Source organism: Anaerostipes sp. (assembly GCF_018381315.1).
In the GTDB taxonomy this organism is placed as follows: Bacteria; Bacillota; Clostridia; order Lachnospirales; family Lachnospiraceae; genus Anaerostipes.
The window spans coordinates 25498-45787 of record NZ_JAGZSD010000002.1; the positions used below are offsets into that span (position 1 = coordinate 25498).

The following is a 20290-nucleotide window of genomic DNA, read 5'->3' on the forward strand; positions in this document are numbered from 1 at the left end:
GGGAATGAATAAATTAAAAAGCAAAGTGTTTGTAACGGCTATGAGTGGAATCTTGGCAGTCTCTGCATTGCCGGCAATACCGGCTCATGCAGCAGGAAAGAAGCTGTCTGTAAACAAGGTGTATGACACGGCAACAGCGGTAAAAGGGAAGACTAAGAGAAAGTACCAGGTGCGTATTCAGATTGGGAAGATGACTTACAAGTCAACTGCAAGTAAAAAGGGAAACTACAGTGTAAAGATTCCGAAACAGGCAGCGGGCAAAACTTTGACAGTGAAGTCCTATTGGAAGAAAGGGAAGAAGTGGAAAGCTTATACGAAGAAAAAAGTTTATGTTTTGGCAAAAACCATTTCAGTCAAAAAATTTTATAAGTCCTCAAAATATATAAAAGGATATGTAAGGCCGAAGTATAAGGTAAAAGTCATTATGAACGGGAAGACTTATACCAAAAAGGCCGGCAGCAGGAATGGATATTTTTCAGTTAAAATGAAGAAAGCAGCCGGAACTGCAACGGCAAAAATTAAGGTATATAATGCAAAAGGAAAGTTTTTGAAATCCTATAAGAGAAAAGCTTATGACGCCTCTCCAAGGGCTGCGTATTATCAGGACGGAAAGCCTTATACAGGAAAGCTGCCTGGCCTGTCTGATCCTATTGATCTTGAGGGTTTTGACAAGAAAGTAAATAGTGCCAGTAAATTTGCAGATCATTCTATTTATTCTGGAGTTGACATAGCAAAAAGATATTCTATGGTGTATTATGGAAAAGGCGCAGGTAAGTATGGCTACACTTATCATTATTTGGACCAAAGCAACAATGAAGAGAAGATTTGGTTCTGTGCTAAGAATGGAGTAACTCTCTATTATAAGGTTTTTAAGTCTGAAAACTTGAAGAATACCCCGACTCCCGGACCATCCAACTGTGATGGAATAATAAAATCCGGATGTTCAGAACAATTTATACCAGAACGCAAGGATCCCAAAAAGCATACTGCTTCTTTACCAATCAAAATTGTGGGTTATAAAAATGGGAAGCCGGTGATGGCATCCTATTATTGTTTGAGGTTAAACGGAGCATATTAAAAAAATAATTTAGATAATAAAAAACTCATATCATATGGCTGTTGGACATATGATATGAGTTTTTTATTATAAGGCTTTTATCAGATGGAATATGTGCTGCTATATATTGTTGAGCAGCTGCTGTTCCATATTCATCAGCATCCGTTCATTGCTGTTCATTTGTGTGCAGGAACACTGCCTTCTTATCTGATCCATCTTACAGTGAATACACAAGTCCTCATCTGAATTATAAATTGTTTTTCCGCAGATACAGCAATCAGCGGTCCTGTAAATAAATTCTCCTATATCTTCATTATAAAAATGACGGTACATAGCTTCGTCAATATCGCTTACCTCATTAGATACAGAATCTTTCCACAGTATGTAATTCTGGTAAGCATAAGAGCCGGCCTCCCTGCTGATCTGAAAGAGGGAGGATACATCATCCGCATTTCTGCAGCCGGCAAAATGAATGGCCATTCTGGGAGCCAGAATATTACTTGCAAAAAAATTCGCCTGGTGTTCATTGTAAGAGCACTCTTTGGAATGCTCCAGCATTATGTGTCCCAGCTCATGCATAATGGAGAAACGAACCCGAAAAGGAGATTTTGTCTCATCATAGGCAATGATCCGGTTGGCCCCGTAGCGGAATGCATCCTCAGAATAGTTCCTGCAGTATTCATAGAGCCGTTCATTAATGTCCCGGATATTTTGATAAGTGAAAATCCGGTATCCGTAGTGTCTTAAAATGCTGTAGCAGTCAATCGGAAATGACTGAATCCCACAGTCTTTGTAAACATCGAGTATCTTAACAAGTATATCGTGATAATTCAAATCCACCAGTCCTTTATAATTCAGATAACATCTTTATGAGTTCTAATTTTTCCTCAATGGACATTTCTTTGCCATTCCTTGCAATCAATGTTTTCAAATCTTCATAAGATGGTTCTTTCTGACTGTCAGAGGTCAGAGATTCATCGTCGCAGAAATATTCTGTGGTGACTCCAAGTTCTTTTGAAATTTTTAAAAGAACTTCAATATCGGCCTTTCGGCTGTCTCTTTTAATCATAGAATAAATCGTCGTAGGTGCCACATCAATCTTTTTGGCCAGCTCGTTGGCATTCATATGATGTTCTCTTAACAACAGTTCTAACTTTGCTCCAATTCCCATAAAAAATACCGCCTTTCTATAGAAAGAATAGCATATTAAAAAGTTTAAGTAAATAAAAAAATATGCAAATGCGTACAAATACATTGACAAATAACTCGAATGAGTATATCATGACAATATAAGTTACGCAAATGAGTAATAAATAGGAGGTAGACTGTTGCCATATATGAATTTAAAAACGGAATTAATAAAATCTAATATCACAAATGAAGAAATTGCGGGTGCATTAAATCTGCAGTTAGAAGACGTGCAGGACAAACTGGAAGGCACCGGAAGATTCACTATTGAAGAAGCAATGCTTCTGAAAAAGGGGTATTTTCCGCAGATGCCTTTGGAGTATCTGTTTGTACATACAGAGTCTGAAACGTAACAGATTTACCTTTGATAAAAATAAGTATAGAACATTTGTTTGGAAAAGACAATAGGCATAATAGACAAAAATGGGAAAGGAGCCATATGTTTGACTTTAGTACTGAGAAAGGGAAAATAGACGCAGTTATTGGTATTCTGCTGCATCATTATACAAGAGAAAGTTTGTCAGAGTTTTATGGAATATCCCTCAGGTTAATTAACGAGTGGATAGGAAAGTACCGCAGCAGGGCAGCAGGGGAAATCAGAAATAGGCAGATTCATTTTAATGGAAGAGCGGTAAATAGGATGAAGCCTTTAGTGGAAGTATACAGGCCCACATCAGGATCAATGTATATAGGCTGGAAGCATATTAAATAAGGAAATGAGGGGATGATTATGACAGAAAAGGAATTGGGTCAGATGCATTATCTGAACAGAGAAATTGAGAAACTAAATGAGGAATTGAGTTGGATGGAATGTAAGAGTATGATAAAATCGCCTCTTCTTACAGGAATGCCGTTTGGCAGCGGAGTGAGCGACAAAACAGCGGATTATGCAGTTCGAATGGAGGAGATCAGGGAACTGATTGATCTTTCCATAAAAAAACTGCTGTACACAAGAGCAGAGATCGAAAGGTTTTTGCAGGAGATTGAAGATCCGGAACTCAGACTTATAATACGGCTTAGATCTATCAATAATCTTGGATGGCAGGAAATCGGGGATGAATTGGGAATGGACCGGAGGACTGCATCAAGGAAATATCAGAAATTTTGTGAGGAGAAGCTTGTTCATAGTGAAAGAAATAGAGGAGAGTAATTATGAAAAAAATTTTAGGCCGTGCTTTTATTTTTACTGCAGTTTTCGGTATTGCTGAAAATATTATGCCAACTTGGATGGCTGTCACAATGGTTATAATTGGATTTCTATGTATGGATCTTTGAGGGAAGTAAAAAGACATTTGCCCACAATGTCCCAATATAAGCTGATATAGTTATAATAGAGAATAAAGGATAAGAGATGTCAAGTAAGGTAGTAAGGTCTCATTATCCTTTATTCTTTTTACCTATATTATTTTAAAGGATCTGTGCAGATAAGTTGCCCACAATGTCCGTATTCAAAATGATATAGTTATCATAGAGATCATGATCTTTAATAAAAGCTATAGCAAAAAAATTTCAGGAGGTGAAAAAAATCGAAGATTTAATCTGTAAAAGACTGTCAGAATGTGTTGGCATCTCAGAATTACTGGCTGTTTACGACGGTAAGCCGGCGGTGTTCATCCGGACAGCTCCAGATGATGCAGATGCAAAGTGGGATGGAGAACCATACCCCAGAATACTGGTAGATTTATCTCAAAATGAGGCAATGGAGCGTCAGTTTGAACAAGGATTAAAACTGACAGTCCTAACTTCCATAGAACAGGGAGTTAAGCCGGAAGACTTGGAAACCGCAATCCTTGACTCTATGGATTTCTGCTTTTTCAGCAGACGGGACACCTCTCTCTGTGCCAGATGGAACAGAACAGAATTTTCCGAATTCCAGGATAAGAAATTAGGATGTTATATTTTTGACATAATGAAATTTCAAAATCAACAGGTTCAGCTGCCAGATCCGGTAGTAACCTTAAATGAATGGATGAAGGCAGCTTATCCTGGCGCAAAAATTATTGGATATGATGATATGGAAGAAGTATGGAAATCATCAGAAGATATACCTGCGATTTATGGTAGGCTGGAAAGTGTTACTTCGGGAAGTTATGGGGATAATTGGGAAGTGACATGGATTAATGCAGGTATCCGTCTTCATATTATGTCTGACAGAAAATCCAAGTCCTTCCTGATCAGAAATATCAGTGAGAAGCTGCTGATGAAAGAAAAACTTATCATGAATGACGGCGGACCAATGTTTATCTCTAAGATAAACTACAACGACACGATGAATCCTTTAAAAAACCGACAATTCTTTGTTGAATGCCAGTATGGAGTTCTTCGGGAAGAGGTGGAAAAAGAACCGATCAGAAAAATTAATATTCAGGAGGAATGACATGCAGAAAGAACAGACAACATATAGTGTCGAAGAGTTTGCTTCGAATCCGCAAGTGCTGGCAGCGTCTGAAGATTTGATCAGAGCTGCTTTTTCTTCAGCCGGAGTAAAAGAAGCAACTGAAAGAAAAGCAAGAAAAATAATTCAAAATTTTAAAAATAAGGAGGTACATTAAATTATGGCAGGTACATATCATACAGGGGAAGAAAAAATCAGACCTGGTGTTTATCGCAAGTATGAAACACCAGTAAAAGAAACAGTAGCGGGTGCAATGACAGGGGTATTTGCAATTCCGATCAAAGCGGACTTTGGACCTCTTGCCACAGTCACCGTACATACGAAAGCAGATACAGTAAGCACAATGTATGGAAACGGCGGTACGGTCAAAGGCGCACTTAATTTATTTGAAGGCGGAGCTCAGAAAGTGTATATTTATCGGCTGGGAACAGGAGGCAGTACAGGAAAACTCGAATTAAAAGATGGAGAAGATGCAGCTGTTGTTTCACTGGAAACGAAATATCCTTCACCGATTGAATTTTCTGTTACCTTAAAAAGAAAACTTGGTTTCAGTATGAGAAAAGAACTGTCAGTCTATGAAGGCGCAGTTTTAAAAGAAAAAATGGAATATGATATTCCTGAAAATGGAAATGAAGTAGAGATTTTTGTGAATACAGTAAATAAAAAATCATCCATTTTTACTGCAGCAAAAAAGACTGAAGAACCAAAACAGCTGGCAGAAATTGTACAGGAACCAATTACTCCAGGATCTGAAACTACAGTGACAACTGAAGATTACAGTACAGCATTTGAAGCATTTGAAGCTTATAAATGGAATATTCTTGTGGCAGATACTGTAGATACAGGGGTTCACACACTCATGAAAACATATATGGACAGAATCAAGAAAAATGGTTCTGTTGGTGCATGTGTCATCGGAGAAGGAACAGATGTATCTTTTGAAGACAGATTGCTGCATGCAAAAGAGTGCAATTGTGAATATGTTATCTATGTTGGAAGCGGATTTGTAGATATGCAGGGAAATAATGTAGACGGGTATAAGGCTGTTACACTTCAGGCCGGAGTCATCGGGAGCACCCCGACAAATCAGTCTATTGTGCATAAGGCGATTCCTAATGCAGTCGATGTAATTGAAGTACTGAAAGATGAGGAGTATATTGACGCCATTAACCATGGACTGCTTTTGCTGTCTCCAAGTGAGGATGGACAGGTATGGTTTGACAGTGGTGTCAATACACTGACAGTACCGGCGGAAAATCAGGATGCCGGATGGAAGAAAGTAAGAAGGACTATGACCAGATATGAAATCTTTGACAGAATCGACCGTACAATTACTCCTCTTATCGGACGTGTAAACTGTGATTCTGATGGAATTGCTGCAGTTATCAAAGCAGCAAAAGATGTATTAGATGAGATGGTAAATGAAAAGAAACTGATGGTTGGAGCAGATTTCTTTGAAGACAAGGAAAATCCACACGGAACCGATGATGTTCATTTTGTTATTAAGGTGACAGATCTTGACAGCCTTGAAAAGGTATATCTTAATTATCAGTTTAGCTTTGGAGCAGCAGAATAGGGGGAATAAAAGATGAAAGAAAGAATTGATGTCAGAACAATCATGACAGGAAATGATGGAAAATTATTTCTGCACGTAAAAAATGAGCCGGTATTACTGGCTGAAATAAAGGAATATGAAATTAAAGCAAATTTTGCAAATATTGAGTACAAACCGGTAGGGGATGTACAGCAGTATGCTATTCCGGATAAAGTAAAATTCACTCTGAATTTTACAGGAGCGGTGATCAGAGACGATCTGACCATTGCCCCATTGTTAAAAAGCATCAAAGAAACCGGAGCCATTCCGACATATGATTTCCAGGCATCTGCAGCCCGCAATACAGATGGCAAGGAGCAGAGACTGGTACTAAAGAATTGTCTGCCGGACGGGGATTTCGACTTGATGACTTTGAAAGCAGGAGAAGTGGTTACAAGACAGCAGAGTTTCGTGGTCAATGAAGTACCATACTTTATCGAGTGGATTGACGGAACAAAATAAGGAGGAAGAATAGAATGGGAAATGCAGCAAAAGCAGAAGAAATGGTAAAAGTAACAAAAGAAAATGAATTGGATCTGGTACAGGGGCTTTTAGAAGCAGCTGACTTCAGAAATGATGATGATCTCCAGACAGAAATTCAGGTTAAAAGAAATAATAAGGTATTTTTTAAGTTTAAAGTCAGACCGTTAAGTGAGGAAGAATTGGTGAAGGCAAGAAGAAATGCAGTTGTTAAAATGCCGAATCCGTCAAATCCAAAGCTGCCTCCGATTGAAAAAGATTTAAGAGTAGAAGAGTTTACTGCATGGAAAATCTATTATGCTACCGTTGACAAAGAGGAAGTATGGGACAATCCTTCTGTTATGAAGGGGCTGGAAGCAAAAGGATTTCCTGTATTAAGAGGGATTGATGTTATTAATACAGTCTTAAGAGCAGGGGAAAAGGATGCTATTGATGACCAGATTGATAAGATCAGCGGCTTTTATGACTCTGAAATTTCTGAAGAGGAATATGCAAAAAACTAATTAATGCCAGTCCATTGGCTGCGAAGCTGCATTTCATCTGGCAGAGACAGGGGAGACTGCCCTCAGAAATCCTCGGGTTAAATCGGGGAGAGAGGGCATTTGTCCTGGCTTCGACAATGCTGGCAATAGAGGAAGCAAATCAGGCAGAGGAAGATGCACGATAAATCCAACTGATTTGATTTTGGTCTATATCATTGAGGGGTTTTAGATTAAATATAGAAATAATACAGAAGAAAAGATATCAGAGGTAATACAGGATTTCTCTGATGTCTTTTCTTTTTTTATACCCGAAGGGTATGAAATATGGTGTGCCCTATGAGGGGGTATATATTCGAGAGAAGGGAGGAAAATGGATGGCAGAAACATTGGTCTTAAATATGAAAGGAAATTTTACAGACAAAATTTCTCCGGGTGCAGGAAAAGCTTATCGAAGTCTGGAGAAACTGGACAAAAAAATGGAAAAAATCATCAGACAATGTAACCGTTTAAATGGTTTAAAAATTAATATGCAAATCTCGGCTGTAGATACAGCAACAAAAAAAATTCAAAATATTATTTCTTTGGGAAAACAGCTGGAAAGAAGATCTTTTAATGTCAGGGTTAATGTAGATACCAATGTCCAAAAAGCGATAAGTGCTGTGGGAAGTGTTTCAGGGAATAGTCCGCAAAGCGCAGTCTCATCAGCAGGGGCAGCCATACAATATGGAATTGGACAGGCTGTTGGCAGAAGCAGCACTTCATCAGACAGTACAAAACCAAAAGGGGGAAGTAAACAGAAGCCTTTTATCGAAAAAGTCTGGGATAAAGGAAAGAGTCTAGCAAAAGAGTATAAAGACACCGTGGTTTCAGATGCAAAGAAAAAGCTTCTTGAAAAAACTATAAAAGAATACAAAAATTTGAGTGAGGAGGCAGGTTTACCAGAGGAAATCAAAACAGGAGTTAACAAAATAAAGGGTGGAGCATCGAAAGCAGCATCAAAAGTGAAGTCATGGCCAATATCTAAAACAGTTGGAAAAGGAGTCGAGAAGGTAACGCAAGTAGCACCCAAAATAAAGGAATTGCCAATAACTAAAACAATTGGAAAAGGAGTTAAGAAGGTAGCACAAGTAGTACCGAAAGTAAAGGGGTTGCCAGTAACTAAGACACTTGGAAAAGGATTGAATTTTCTGAAAAAAGGAGCCCCTGGAATTTTAGATTATGCGGTATCTGGCTATAATATTGCAACAGCAAAGCCAAAAGACAGAGCAAGAACTGCCGTAAAAGAAGGGGGAGGTTTATTAGGAGGCGCAGTAGCTACAGCAGCCCTCTCAGCAAAATTAGCAACATTAGGCACTGCTTTTGGTCCAGTAGGAACTATTGCAGGTGCAGGAGTAGGTCTTCTAGCAGGTGCAGCCGGTACTTTGGGCGGGGAAAAAATTGCCGGAGCACTTTATGATGGCGTCCAAAATGTTAAAAAAAACATTAAGAATATTAAAGTTCCGAAACCGATTGCAAGCGCTGGTAAGTTTTTGAAAAAGGGTCTTACAGGTGTTAAAAACTTATTTACACCCAAAACACCAAAGATACCGACAAAGCCGTCGGATAAAATAGATCCATATGGTGTCGGCAATGATACATATTCTGACTACATGTATAATCCTGGATTCAAGTATGGATATGACACGATAGTGAAAGGACAAAAGAAAGGAGCCAAAAAGCAGAAGAAAGCAACTAGACCTAATGGCAAGGCAGCCGGAAAGAAAAATGGAAAAGATGTGGGAAAAGTAATTGACTCTACAGTGAATAAAACAAAGAAAAGTCTTAAATCTATGGATAAAGGCACTAAAAATGCCAAAAAAGGTATGAGTGGCGTTGGGAAAAGTTCTAACAAGGCTAAGGGTGATATCAAAAACTTGGGATCTACCTCAAATGGTTCACAAAAGCAGGTACAAGGACTGGGTGATGGTTCTCAGAACGCAGCCGGTATGATTGAAGGAATGGGAGGATCAGCGATCGGCGTTGTAGATGCACTTTCCATGCTGTCTGGAGCAGCACAGGTCGCAGCTGCAAGCCTTGCAAGTATTTCTTTATTTAATGTTGTAGGAGGCGCAGGCGTTGCTAAAAATGCAAACGGCAGCTTTGTAGGCGGAAAAATGCTGAGCTGGGTTGGTGAAGACGGACCTGAGGTGATTATTCCTCTGGGTGGAAAGAGAAGAAAAAGAGGCCTTGATCTCTGGCAGCAGGCAGGGGCAATGCTTGGTGTATCTCAGCACGCAGACGGCGGTTTTGTCGGTGGAGGAAGTGTTGCAGGTAGCGGAAGATCAGGAAAGAAAAAGGCACCAGTCAGTGTATCTGTCGGAAATATTACTATTCAGCTGAAAGGCGGACAGGACGGAAATGGAACAAACATTGATCTTTTAAAAGTTCTGAAAGAACAAAAAAATCAAGTATCAGATGAAATCTGCAGGATTTTGGCGGATGCTCTGGAATCAGCTTATCAAAATATTCCGGCTGTGCAGTAAGAAGAGGAGGCAAAAATGCAAATAAAAATATCAGAAGCAAGCAATGCAAAAAAATATATAAAAATACCTTTGCTTCCGGAAGAGCTTTCTTATTCAAGTACAACGAGGTTTCAAGAGTATGAAATTTTAGATCTGGGAGAAGTTAAACTGCCCAGAGGTAGGAATCTGAGTACAGTCAGCTGGGAAGGTATCTTCCCGGCTGTTTCAAGAAAAACTCTGTCTTTTGTAAAGAAGAGAAATCCGGAACAAAATAGCCCCACCTATTATGTAAATAAGATACAGAAATGGAAAGAAAATCATAAGAAGCTCAATTTGGCGATTTCGGGTACGGCGCTGAAGAAAACTCCAGTCTACATAGATGAGTTCAGCTATCACATTGTTTCTATGGGAGATTATAACTATTCCATTTCTTTTGTGGAGGCAGCAGACCTTACACTGAATAAAACTGCCAAAAAAAGGACTTCAGGAAAAAGTACAAAGAAATATAAGGTTAGAAATAATAAAGAAACACTGAGAGATATTGCTAAAAAGTTTTATGGAGACGGTCAAAAATATATGACAATATATAAGGCCAATAAATCGTTGATTGATAAGAAAAATGCCAGTCAAAGAAAAAAAGGTATCAAGACAAAACCATACCAAATTTACCAAGGACAAGTTCTGACAATTCCAAAGGCTTCCCAAACACCAAAGAAAAAAACTTCAGTGGTTGCACTTCAGAAAGCGATTAACAAAGATAAATATGCCAAGTTGTCTGTGAACGGCAAATTGGATGCAAAAACAAAAAATGCTATGAAAAAGATTGTGATCAGAAGTGGAAAAAGAGGAGAAGTTGTGAAGTTTGTTCAGGGAAAAGTGGGAACTGCAAAAGACGGCATATGCGGCCCCAAAACTGTAAAAGCCATTAAGGCCTATCAGAGAAAGCATAGTCTAAAGGTGGATGGAATGGCAGGATACAATACATTGATGAAAATGGTAAAGTAGGAGGTGGATGGAATGGCAGGATCATTAGAGCATCCGTTATACAGGTGCCTTATAAAAACAAAAAAGGCTTCATATGACGTCTCAAATCTGCTGACGAGCCTTACGACGTCACAAAACGATGAGGAATTGGCTCAAAGTGTTTCCATTACAATTCCCAACATAAAGGATAAATACAAATATCTATATAATAATATTACAGTTAGAGATTCTTTATATTTATACTGTGATGCGGGAACCGGTTTTAAAGAAATATTCAGAGGAATTATTTGGGAGAAAGATTATACAAGTGACGTGACGAAGGATTTAAGTTTCACAGCATATGACCGGCTGATTTATTTGCAGAATTCACAGGATAATTTTTTCTTTCCAAAGGGAAAGAATACAAAGACAATTCTTCAAACCATTTGTAAACGATGGGGGATCAAATTAAATTTTCAGTATAAAAGCATTAAACACAAGAGGAAGATCATCAGGGAAGAATACATTTCAGACGCCATACTTACAATTTTGGAGGAAGTGAAGAAAAAAACAGGAATAAAATATGTGATTTATTGTGAAAAGGGTGTTTTGACTATACGCAAAAGAGCATATAATAAAAAAATTTATACCTTGAATCAGAAGGATTCTGCATTATCACAAAATACCAGAGTTACAATGGACGGAATGGTGACAAAAGTGGCAATTTACAGAGAACAGGAGTCAGAAAAAAAGGAACTGCCACCTAAAAAAGTCACAGTGGTAAAAGGGAATACGTCCCGCTATGGTACTCTTCAGGAAATCATTGTGAGAGATTCAGACGATAAGAAATCTGCCCATGCAAAGAAAGAGGCAAAAGAAATATTAAAAGAACACGGGAAGCCGACATACGAACGTACATTGGAAGCAGTGGACAATCCATACATTAAAAAAGGGCACAGAATTAAAAGCGGTGCAGGGGCCTTAATAGGCTATTATACCGTAATTGGTATTGAGCATGACTGTTTTAATGGAACAATGAATTTGGAGGTGGAAACCTGATGGCGGTGAAAGGAAATATAAGGCTGGCAGCTATTTTACAGAAGAGAATAGGGAAGATCAAAGAAGCAGGATTTATTCCTAATGCAGAGATAGGTACTTATAAAAATAAAGGACTCGTATTGGATAGTTTTCCGGATAATATTATCGGAAATGATGAACTTGTACTATGCAGCACCTTAAAAGAAAAGCTTGCACAATCTGCAGGCAAAAGTATAAGAGTACTGGTTGTATGGGCAGACGAAACACCGATAATAGTGGACCGGGTAGAAGCTGTGGACGAATTCTAAATTGGGGAGGTGATGATATGGACAATCTTTTTCCTGAGGATATGGAAGATGAAGACTTGGAGTTAGAGGAGCTGGAAGAACAAATAGATGATGAACCAGTGGGATATAAAGAAAGTATCTGTTTTGACGATGGATTAGAAGACTTTAAACGGGATGGCTCTATGAAACTGGTAGAGTGCAGCGGTCTGGAGGCTTGGAAGCAGTGGTGCAAAAAAATTATACAGACAAGAAGATATGTATGTCAGGCATACAGTGATGATATTGGAATTGATATTGAGCAGGCTTTTCAGGCAGGTTCCCGCGAAGAAGCGGAGAGTATATTGGAAAACGAAATTGTGGAAGCATTGGAGGCAGATCCGTATGGGAGGACAGAATTTGTGCAGTCTGTCACATTCCAGTGGAAAGATCCTGATGCTGTGGAGGTGTTATGTAAAGTTATTGGTATTGATTCGAACGAGGCTGAGCTGCAGGCTGTAATCGAGAGATAGTAAGGAGGAAGTATATGGATGAAGAAATTTTAGATAATTTAGAAGAAGAGTTAGAAGAAGATGATTTTCAAGTCCCTAAGTTTCTTGAGGAATCCAGTGAGGAAGAAATTCATAAAAGAATGCTGGATAATCTGCAGAAAGATCTGGATACCTCTGAAGGCGGATTTGTATATGATTTGACAAAACCGACAGCCATCGAAGTTTCCCGAATGAAAGAATTTGAACTGGTAGAAGCACTTAAATTGATTTGGCCAAGATTTGCTGAGGGGATTTACCTGGATTATCATGCGGAAACAAGAGGGTTGGAAAGAAAAGAAGCAATCAATGCAAAAGGGATGCTACATATTGAAGGGCAGGCCGGTACACTTATACCAGAGGGGACTGTTTTTACCACAGAGGGTATAAATGATGAACCTGAGAAGGAATATGAGACGATGATGGAGGCGCAAATTGAGGAAGATGGTTTCGTAGATATAGAAATTCAGAGCATAGAAGCCGGATTAGCAGGTAATAGTGCTGAAAACACGGTTATTCTGCAGGCGGATATTATTGAAGGGATAAATACGGTTACAAATCCTGCTCCTATTGCAGGAGGTCTGGAAGCAGAAGAAGATGAAAGCTTGAGAGAGAGGATTATGGAATATGATCAGACACAAGGTGACTCTTTTGTAGGTAATATGAATGATTATAAACGATGGGCTTTGTCTGTGGAGGGAACAGGAAATGCCAGGATCGTCAGTCCTGAAGATGGAAGCGGAGTCGTGACCATTTATTTGACAAGTTCAGATGGAAAACCTGCTTCGAATGAATTATGTCTGGAAGTCAAAAATTATATTATGAGACCGGATAATCCGGATGAGCGTTTAGCACCCATTAATTCCATAGTGGCTGTAGAACCGGCGGCAGAGCTTTCTATTGCAGTGAAAGCAGTTGTTCAGTTAAAAGATAGTACAATTGAAAACGTCAGAAATATGTTTATCAAGGGTATGCAGGAATATTTAACGACAGCGGAGGCCGATGGAGAAATCAGATATACAAAGATCGCCAATATTTTGGGAAATACATCTGGCGTTTACGATTTCAGCAATCTTATTGTAAATGGTCAGCAGGGAAATATACCGATCGATGGCGGGAAAATACCGGTGTTGGATCTTCAGAATCTGGAACTGACAGAATAGGAGGTAATTATGGCAGCACATACAAAATTGATGGAAGAAATACTGACCAGTGAAGAAGCACAGAAAATTATTGATTTTGTCAGTCCTGTTTATGGAAATTCCTATGTCGCCCTCAAACTGTTTCAAAGCATTGGTTTGGCATTGGATGAGATAAACAATTTTCCTGATGATTTTCTTAATCAGATTATGATACAGACCGCAACGTGGTCTCTGAATTATTGGGAAGAACAGTATGGCCTTTTTCCGGAATCCGGATGGAGCACAGAACAGCGTCGGAAAAATTTAATAGAAAATCTGGGACATCGATTTAATAATCCAAAAAAAATTGAAAATGTACTTGAGGTACTGACAGGTCATAATGTTGAGATTGAAGAAAATATCGGCAAAAATAAATTTCAGGTGTTTGTTATGGGATATGTCAGAGACCTAAAGCCTGTTACTGATTTTGTAGACAAAGTAAAACCGGCGCATCTCAGCTATAAAATTAAGATGTCAGAACTGATTGAGGCAGATGTATGGATTTACACTGGAATTTGTGTTTCAGAACATCAGTTTTATAGAATTGAGGTGGAATAAAAATGAATGCATGGAAATCAGCAGTCATTACAAAAAAAGGGCAGGCTTTGCAAGATAAATTAATAGCAGGAGAAATATTAAAATTTACAAAAGTACAGACAGGGACTGGAGAAGCTTTGGTGAGCGAGTTGGAAGATCAGACAGAATTGACCGGGGCCAATCAGATTATTACGTTCCAGAAAATAGAGGAAATAGATGGTCATATAGATATTTCTGTGCTTCTGGAAAACACAAAACTTTTACAGGGATATGAACTCTGGCAGGTTGGAATTTTTGCACTGGACCCGGATGAAGGTGAAATTTTGTATTGCCTTGTACAGGCGGCAGAAGCAAAGACTATTCCGGCAGCGTCAGAAGAACCTGGTTTTTCAGTTACGTGGAAATTTCATTTGAAGAATTCTGGAAAAGCGGAAACACAAATTTCTATAACCCCTGCAGGGTTAGTAGATTTTTGGCATTTTGACGAAAGAAAGAATCAAGTAAATCAAAAATTTCAGGATGTAGAAGTTAAAATGGGAAATTTAGACAATCTAAAAACCAGTGAAAAACAAAGCCTTGTTTTGGCTGTCAATGAACTGAAAAATGGGGTGGACCGTTTAAATCAGACATTTCTGGAAAAAACATATCCAATGGGCAGTATTTATACATCTATAAGTCCCCAAAATCCTTCTGCACTATTTGGAGGTGAATGGAAGGAGTTTGCCAAAGGTCAGGTTTTGGTTGGAGTCAATACAGCAGATCCGTTGTTTAATGCAGCAGAAAAAACAGGAGGAAACAAGAATTCTGTAGTAGCGGCACATAATCACAGCGTAAATGGATTGACAGTTAGCAATGTCGGAAACCACTCACATACGATAAACAGTGCAGGAAACCACAGACATGGGGTCTACGCTGATGTTGACTGTATTACTTCTGCAGCAGGCGCAAGAGATTTGGCATGTCCTGAAAAGAACAAAGATACCTTATGGGAATCTGCCACTCCTTATGCAGGGAACCACACGCACTCAATGTCTGGAAGTGGGGGACATAATCATACAGTCCCCGGGCATACAACAAACACCAGCGGTGGAGATGGAACAAATAAAAATCTGCAGCCGTATATAACGGTTTACTATTGGAAAAGAACAGGGTGAGACAAAAAGTGATCGAACAAATTTTAGCAGTATGCGGCGGGATCAGCATCATTGGCGGAGCTGGTGCCGTCGTTTATAAAATTATCTATCCGGCTGTACACTTTAGTCATCGTGTTGATCAGCTTGAGGAACATTCAGAAAAAGATTATCAGCGGCTGAGATGTCTGGAAGAAATGCAGAAACAACAATCCAAATGCTTAGCGGCAATGCTGAATCATCAGATAACAGGAAACGGGATAGAAAATATGAAAAAAATCAGAGATGAACTCTTAGAGAGTATCATTGAAAAATAGAAGGAGGTTTTTGATGGATTTAAATTTTATCATGGAATATTATGTGCCGATAGTGCTGGCAGCATCTTTGATCATTGGATATGTGGTAAAAAGATCTCTTAATTTTATTCCGAACAAATACATACCTTTGATTCTTGCTGTAAGCGGAGCGGTCTTGGGGTGCATTGCAAACAAGACGGTTGCATTGGAACCGGTGGTCTATGGTGCATTTTCCGGACTTGCAAGTACAGGATTTCATCAGGCATTTACAAGATTGGTGGAGGGTGAACGAGATGGCAAGTTTTAATATCAGTGCAGGGCATAATCCATCTGGAAAGCCGGCCTGCGGCGCAGTTGGACTTTTGGATGAATCCAAGGAAAACAGACTGATTGTAAAAGAAATTATCCGACTATTAAAATCTGCGGGACATAAAGTATACGATTGTACCTGCAGCAATGGGAAAAGCCAGGGAGACGTTTTAAAAAAAATTGTCAGCAAGTGTAATAAAAGGGAGGTAATATTGGATGTATCCATTCATTTGAACTCAGGAAGAAATGACTGTGAGGGTGATGGAAAAGTAGCAGGTACTGAAGTCTGGTGTACATCATCTTCTGGAATCAAAAAACGCACTGCTGAAAAAATTTTAATAAATATGAAAAAACTTGGTTTTTCAGACAGGGGAATTAAGACAACCGGAGGGCTATACTATCTGAATCATACAGCCAATAAAGCGATTCTTGTGGAAGTTTGTTTCGTAGACGACAAAGACGATTATGAACTTTACACAAAGTGTGGTTATAAAGTTGTGGCCAGAGCAATCGCTGAAGGAATTGCGGGAGAAACAATAAAGCAGGAAAAAGCTATGCAATATACTTCTGTGAAAAAAAAATCTTCAAAAGAGGCGGTTTGCTGGCTTCAGGAAAAATTAAACGATTGTTATACAGGAACTCTTCCGAAGCTTTCAGAAGATGGAATATGGGGACCAAGGACCCAGCAAATGTTAGAGGGATATTGGGAACAGCTGAACTGGAATAAAGGAAGTTATGCAGGAAGAAAAACTTGTAAAGCATTGTATAAAAACAGGAAAAAATAGCACATTTATGATATAATTTAGTTACAACGATACAATGATTCGGAGGGAGAGAGATGATTTGTCAGAATTGTGGTAAAGAGAACAGGGAGGATGCTCTGTACTGTGAATGGTGCGGGGTAAAGCTGGAGGCTCTAAAGGAAAAGGAGCAGCAATTTCGTCTGTTCCTGAGCAGGAAAGAGCGGAATTCCGGTATCTTTTGGAGTGTTGTAACACTTTTCTATGCATGGTTAGCATTAAGTTATTGGATTGTCTGGTTTGGAGCTATTTATAATGTAGTCGTTATTATTTTAAGGTTTGTACAGGCAGAGAAAGTAAAAAATCCATCCGTAGACTTGGTACAGTCTTATCAAAACAAGAAGAAACTTCTCATCGTAACGCTCATTGTAAATGTATTAATTGGATGGTTTCCCGTAGCTCTTGCAGGGTATTGGAACGATAAGACAAAGATTAACTATGTGATGAAAAATCCTGAGTTTGTAAAACAGTGACAGGAAAAGAAAAAGAACAGGAAACAAATTTTTGTTTCCTGTTCTTTTTTATTTAAATTGGTTTTCAACATAATTACGCATTTCCTGTCTGGTCTTCATCTGTTTGGCACCGTCGATGACTTGACGCTGCTGTTCATTGGTCAGAGAGGAAAATGCAGACAGGGCATTTTCATGCTGTGCCAGTTCCATAGTAAAACCGATTGGAATATCTTCATTTCTCATTGTCATCACCTCACATTTAGTATGGCTTTAAAAGAAAAAAGGATGCAAGAAAACTAAAAGCTTTATAAAACTTTTTATAATTTGTAGTTGTATGGACAAAAAAAGCGTTACAATAAGCGGAGGAGGTGAGTGAAATGTTATGTGACCGTAAGAACAAAAGCAATCAGAATCAGGATACCTATGAAACGCCTGTTTTTGAGAATGCAGATATGGGATGTGCTGTTCCTAAAAATGTACTGCCAAAACAGAGTATTTCATCGGACATGGCTTACCGGCTCATCAGCGATGAACTGCTGGATGAAGGCAATGCCCGGCTAAATTTAGCTACGTTTTGCCAGACGTATATGGAGGACGAAGCGGTAAAGCTGATGAGCGAGACTCTGGAGAAGAATGCCATAGATAAATCGGAATATCCCCAGACAGCAGAGATTGAGAACCGATGTGTGAATATGATCGCAGATTTGTGGAATGCGCCAAAGCATCAGTCTTATATCGGTACAAGTACCGTTGGATCCAGCGAAGCTTGTATGCTTGGAGGGATGGCCATGAAGTTCCGCTGGAGAAAGCAGGCAAAAGCATTGGGTGTGGATATCACGAAAAAGCCTAATTTGATTATTTCCAGCGGGTATCAGGTATGCTGGGAAAAGTTTTGTGTATACTGGGACATTGAAATGCGTGTTATACCGATGGATGCGGATCATATGAGCCTGGATATTGCCAAGGCTGTGGCAGCCGTTGATGAATATACGATTGGGATTGTCGGAATATTGGGAATTACATATACCGGTAAATTTGATGATATTGCTGCCCTGGACCGGGCAGTCAGTGAATATAATGCGGGAACAGCTCATAAAGTATATATTCACGTAGATGCAGCAAGCGGAGGTTTTTTTGCACCGTTTACCGATCCTGGCCTGGCATGGGATTTCCGGCTTGAGAATGTGGTCTCCATAAATTCATCAGGCCATAAATATGGTTTGGTTTATCCGGGAGTGGGCTGGATTATTTGGAAGGATGAGAAATACCTTCCTAAGGAACTGATTTTTAAGGTCAGTTATCTGGGAGGAGAGATGCCCACGATGGCATTAAACTTTTCCAGGAGCGCTTCTCAGATTATTGCGCAGTACTATAATTTCCTCAGGCAGGGAATGGAGGGTTACAGAAAAATTCAGAACCGCACTAAAAATGTGGCCATGTATCTGGCCGGAGAAATCGAGAGTCTGGGAAGATTCCAGATCTATAATAAGGGTGAGAATATGCCGATTGTCTGTTATCGGCTGACGGGAAGCAGCAGTTGGAGTCTGTATGATCTGGCTGACCGTCTGCGCATGCATGGGTGGCAGGTTCCCGCTTATCCGCTGCCTGCTGATCTTGAAGATATTGTGATTCAGAGAATTGTATGCCGGGCAGATTTAAGCCGCGATATGGCAGAGCTGTTTATGAGGGATTTTAAAGAATCCATAGATGAGCTGGACAATGCAAGGATATTGGTCCATGAAAAAGAGGAACAAAAAGTATATGGATTCACCCATTAAAAATACTGCCGGCTGCATCACGCAGCCGGCAGTATTTAAGTTATGCTAGTCATCGTCTTCATCTAGTTCAACAAGTACATAGACATAGGCTTTTATTTTAGAATCGCCTTTGCATTTCAGTGTGATTTTTACTCTGCCCGGCTTTTTTCCATAAACAATACCGCGGGAATTGACAGATGCAATTTTGTTATTGCTGGATGAAAAAGTTACTTTTTTGTTGGTCGCTTTTTTGGGAAGAACTTTGTATTCGATATCTTCCGTATCATAAACGTCTACATCCATATATTTATCTTCTACCCAGATGCGGGTCGGTTTTACCGTTTTCTTTTTCGCTTTTTTCTTCACTGTCACTGTACAGGTTTTTTTCTTGCTGGTGCCGCGGATTCGGCAGGTGATTTTTACTTTGCCTGTTTTCAGCGCTTTCAGAGTAATATCATCATCTCTTCGGTCTCGGCTTACGATTTTTACAATCTTTTTGTTGCTGGTTGTCCATATGAGCTGATCGTCATCACAGTCATACGGTCTTGCATAGGCTTCCAGTTCAAATTTTTGTCCTACCCTTACAGTCCGTTTTTTGTAATTGAGTTTTCGGATAGATGTGGGTTTCGGATCATCACTGTCTGCATGGATCACAGCCGGGGACATTGTCAGGGAAAGTCCCATCAGACATCCCATTATCATGATACAAAGCTTCTTTCTTTTCATTTTACTTACCTCCTCTTATAAAACATTAATCATCAATGCCGAATTTATTTTCCAGTGTGTCCTCTGCAAAATCCAGTTTATCTTCCAGTGCGTCAATTTTACGTTCTATTTCTTTATATTTTGCAGCAGACAGATTGCCTGTGTCGTATTGGTTTTCGTATTCATCATCCAGAGTATCTAATTCGTGGTCTATGGCATCCAATTCCTTTTTAAGGCTGTAGAATTTCTTTTGATTCTTAGAAGAATCTGTGCCGGGTTTTGCTGCCTGAATTTTTTTTGTGATTTGTGAGATTTTTTTCTCATATTTGCTGAATTCAGGTGTATCAGAAGCAGAAGCCTCAGTCTCAGTTGATTTTTCTGTAGCTTTTTCAGCTGTCTCTGTGGTTGTGGCAATCTCTTGGGTAGTCGTTGCTTCTGCCTGCTCTTTCGAAGTGTTTTGGCATCCTGCCAGCAGGAAGACAAAGGCTGCACAAGCTAAAATAGTTGTTATTTTATTTTTCATAATAATATCTCCTTTCCCATCTTTGATATCTTTATTATAGTTCCCTATTATTAAAATTTAATTAAAGTCTGCATTCATTTAAAATGTTTTG

28 protein-coding genes are annotated in these 20290 nt (G+C 39.2%); 23 read left to right on the forward strand and 5 right to left on the reverse strand.

Annotation, left to right across the window (positions count from 1 at the left end; genetic code table 11):
- Window positions 1-4 precede the first annotated feature (4 nt).
- Window positions 5-1078, forward strand: a complete 1074-nt coding sequence (locus tag KH180_RS01435; RefSeq protein ID WP_290755671.1) for a serine/threonine protein kinase — start codon at window positions 5-7, stop codon at window positions 1076-1078.
- Between the two features lie 99 nt (window positions 1079-1177).
- Here KH180_RS01435 and KH180_RS01440 read toward each other — a convergent pair whose 3' ends face one another.
- Together KH180_RS01440 and KH180_RS01445 are read right to left on the reverse strand one after the other, a co-directional pair.
- On the reverse strand, window positions 1178-1897 hold the full coding sequence (locus KH180_RS01440; RefSeq protein ID WP_290755672.1) for an ImmA/IrrE family metallo-endopeptidase: 720 nt from the start codon (window positions 1895-1897) through the stop codon (window positions 1178-1180).
- 7 nt (window positions 1898-1904) lie between these two features.
- Window positions 1905-2228: a helix-turn-helix transcriptional regulator gene (locus KH180_RS01445; protein ID WP_290755673.1), complete on the reverse strand. Its 324-nt coding sequence runs from the start codon at window positions 2226-2228 to the stop codon at window positions 1905-1907.
- A 157-nt stretch (window positions 2229-2385) separates the two neighbouring features.
- Here KH180_RS01445 and KH180_RS01450 point away from each other — a divergent pair, with 157 nt between their 5' ends.
- The 21 genes from KH180_RS01450 to KH180_RS01550 all read left to right on the forward strand — a co-directional run bounded on the left by KH180_RS01450 (window position 2386) and on the right by KH180_RS01550 (window position 17235).
- Window positions 2386-2598 carry a hypothetical protein gene (locus KH180_RS01450; RefSeq protein WP_290755674.1) on the forward strand — a complete coding sequence of 71 codons (213 nt, stop codon included), beginning with the start codon at window positions 2386-2388 and terminating at the stop codon, window positions 2596-2598.
- An 86-nt stretch (window positions 2599-2684) separates the two neighbouring features.
- Complete coding sequence (locus tag KH180_RS01455; protein WP_290755675.1) at window positions 2685-2957, forward strand: hypothetical protein; 273 nt, start codon at window positions 2685-2687, stop codon at window positions 2955-2957.
- 18 nt (window positions 2958-2975) lie between these two features.
- On the forward strand, window positions 2976-3395 hold the full coding sequence (locus tag KH180_RS01460) for a DUF1492 domain-containing protein (RefSeq protein ID WP_290755676.1): 420 nt from the start codon (window positions 2976-2978) through the stop codon (window positions 3393-3395).
- A gap of 2 nt (window positions 3396-3397) precedes the next feature.
- Window positions 3398-3520 carry a hypothetical protein gene (locus tag KH180_RS01465; protein ID WP_290755678.1) on the forward strand — a complete coding sequence of 41 codons (123 nt, stop codon included), beginning with the start codon at window positions 3398-3400 and terminating at the stop codon, window positions 3518-3520.
- Between the two features lie 241 nt (window positions 3521-3761).
- Window positions 3762-4622, forward strand: coding sequence for a hypothetical protein (locus KH180_RS01470; RefSeq protein WP_290755680.1), 861 nt, complete (start codon window positions 3762-3764; stop codon window positions 4620-4622).
- A 1-nt stretch (window position 4623) separates the two neighbouring features.
- Window positions 4624-4797, forward strand: a complete 174-nt coding sequence (locus tag KH180_RS01475; RefSeq protein WP_290755682.1) for a hypothetical protein — start codon at window positions 4624-4626, stop codon at window positions 4795-4797.
- A gap of 3 nt (window positions 4798-4800) precedes the next feature.
- Window positions 4801-6216 (forward strand): phage tail sheath subtilisin-like domain-containing protein, encoded by a 1416-nt coding sequence (locus KH180_RS01480; protein WP_290755684.1) that lies wholly within the window; start codon window positions 4801-4803, stop codon window positions 6214-6216.
- Between the two features lie 12 nt (window positions 6217-6228).
- Window positions 6229-6696: a phage tail tube protein gene (locus KH180_RS01485; protein WP_290755686.1), complete on the forward strand. Its 468-nt coding sequence runs from the start codon at window positions 6229-6231 to the stop codon at window positions 6694-6696.
- A 14-nt stretch (window positions 6697-6710) separates the two neighbouring features.
- Window positions 6711-7217: a phage tail assembly chaperone gene (locus KH180_RS01490; RefSeq protein ID WP_290755687.1), complete on the forward strand. Its 507-nt coding sequence runs from the start codon at window positions 6711-6713 to the stop codon at window positions 7215-7217.
- 353 nt (window positions 7218-7570) lie between these two features.
- Window positions 7571-9718: a hypothetical protein gene (locus tag KH180_RS01495; protein ID WP_290755688.1), complete on the forward strand. Its 2148-nt coding sequence runs from the start codon at window positions 7571-7573 to the stop codon at window positions 9716-9718.
- A gap of 15 nt (window positions 9719-9733) precedes the next feature.
- Window positions 9734-10702 carry a PGRP and LysM peptidoglycan-binding domain-containing protein gene (locus KH180_RS01500; RefSeq protein ID WP_290755690.1) on the forward strand — a complete coding sequence of 323 codons (969 nt, stop codon included), beginning with the start codon at window positions 9734-9736 and terminating at the stop codon, window positions 10700-10702.
- 12 nt (window positions 10703-10714) lie between these two features.
- Window positions 10715-11719, forward strand: coding sequence for an XkdQ/YqbQ family protein (locus KH180_RS01505; protein WP_290755692.1), 1005 nt, complete (start codon window positions 10715-10717; stop codon window positions 11717-11719).
- Entirely contained in the window at window positions 11719-12006 is a 288-nt protein-coding gene (locus KH180_RS01510; RefSeq protein WP_290755694.1) for a hypothetical protein, read from the forward strand. The genes KH180_RS01505 and KH180_RS01510 overlap by 1 nt, the downstream gene beginning before the upstream one ends.
- Window positions 12007-12023: 17 nt before the next feature.
- On the forward strand, window positions 12024-12494 hold the full coding sequence (locus KH180_RS01515; RefSeq protein ID WP_290755696.1) for a DUF2634 domain-containing protein: 471 nt from the start codon (window positions 12024-12026) through the stop codon (window positions 12492-12494).
- 14 nt (window positions 12495-12508) lie between these two features.
- Entirely contained in the window at window positions 12509-13672 is a 1164-nt protein-coding gene (locus tag KH180_RS01520) for a baseplate J/gp47 family protein (RefSeq protein ID WP_290755698.1), read from the forward strand.
- A gap of 9 nt (window positions 13673-13681) precedes the next feature.
- A complete protein-coding gene (locus KH180_RS01525; protein ID WP_290755700.1) occupies window positions 13682-14248 on the forward strand; it encodes a putative phage tail protein in 567 nt (188 codons plus the stop codon).
- A 2-nt stretch (window positions 14249-14250) separates the two neighbouring features.
- Window positions 14251-15381, forward strand: a complete 1131-nt coding sequence (locus tag KH180_RS01530; protein WP_290755702.1) for a phage baseplate protein — start codon at window positions 14251-14253, stop codon at window positions 15379-15381.
- 8 nt (window positions 15382-15389) lie between these two features.
- A complete protein-coding gene (locus tag KH180_RS01535; RefSeq protein ID WP_290755703.1) occupies window positions 15390-15674 on the forward strand; it encodes a CTP synthase in 285 nt (94 codons plus the stop codon).
- A gap of 13 nt (window positions 15675-15687) precedes the next feature.
- A complete protein-coding gene (locus KH180_RS01540) occupies window positions 15688-15960 on the forward strand; it encodes a phage holin family protein (protein ID WP_290755705.1) in 273 nt (90 codons plus the stop codon).
- Window positions 15947-16747 (forward strand): N-acetylmuramoyl-L-alanine amidase, encoded by an 801-nt coding sequence (locus KH180_RS01545; RefSeq protein ID WP_290755707.1) that lies wholly within the window; start codon window positions 15947-15949, stop codon window positions 16745-16747. Before KH180_RS01540 ends, KH180_RS01545 begins: the two co-directional genes overlap by 14 nt.
- A 53-nt stretch (window positions 16748-16800) precedes the next feature.
- Window positions 16801-17235 carry a zinc ribbon domain-containing protein gene (locus tag KH180_RS01550; protein WP_290755708.1) on the forward strand — a complete coding sequence of 145 codons (435 nt, stop codon included), beginning with the start codon at window positions 16801-16803 and terminating at the stop codon, window positions 17233-17235.
- 48 nt (window positions 17236-17283) lie between these two features.
- On the opposite strand, the gene KH180_RS01555 is transcribed toward KH180_RS01550, so the two are convergent.
- On the reverse strand, window positions 17284-17457 hold the full coding sequence (locus tag KH180_RS01555) for a hypothetical protein (protein WP_330624276.1): 174 nt from the start codon (window positions 17455-17457) through the stop codon (window positions 17284-17286).
- A 134-nt stretch (window positions 17458-17591) separates the two neighbouring features.
- On the opposite strand from KH180_RS01555, the gene KH180_RS01560 reads away from it, so the two are divergent.
- Window positions 17592-18992, forward strand: coding sequence for a glutamate decarboxylase (locus tag KH180_RS01560; RefSeq protein ID WP_290755712.1), 1401 nt, complete (start codon window positions 17592-17594; stop codon window positions 18990-18992).
- Window positions 18993-19037: 45 nt separating this feature from the next.
- Here KH180_RS01560 and KH180_RS01565 read toward each other — a convergent pair whose 3' ends face one another.
- Window positions 19038-19697 carry an Ig-like domain-containing protein gene (locus tag KH180_RS01565; protein ID WP_290755714.1) on the reverse strand — a complete coding sequence of 220 codons (660 nt, stop codon included), beginning with the start codon at window positions 19695-19697 and terminating at the stop codon, window positions 19038-19040.
- Between the two features lie 25 nt (window positions 19698-19722).
- Complete coding sequence (locus KH180_RS01570) at window positions 19723-20199, reverse strand: entericidin EcnA/B family protein (RefSeq protein WP_290755716.1); 477 nt, start codon at window positions 20197-20199, stop codon at window positions 19723-19725.
- Between the last annotated feature and the right edge of the window lie 91 nt (window positions 20200-20290).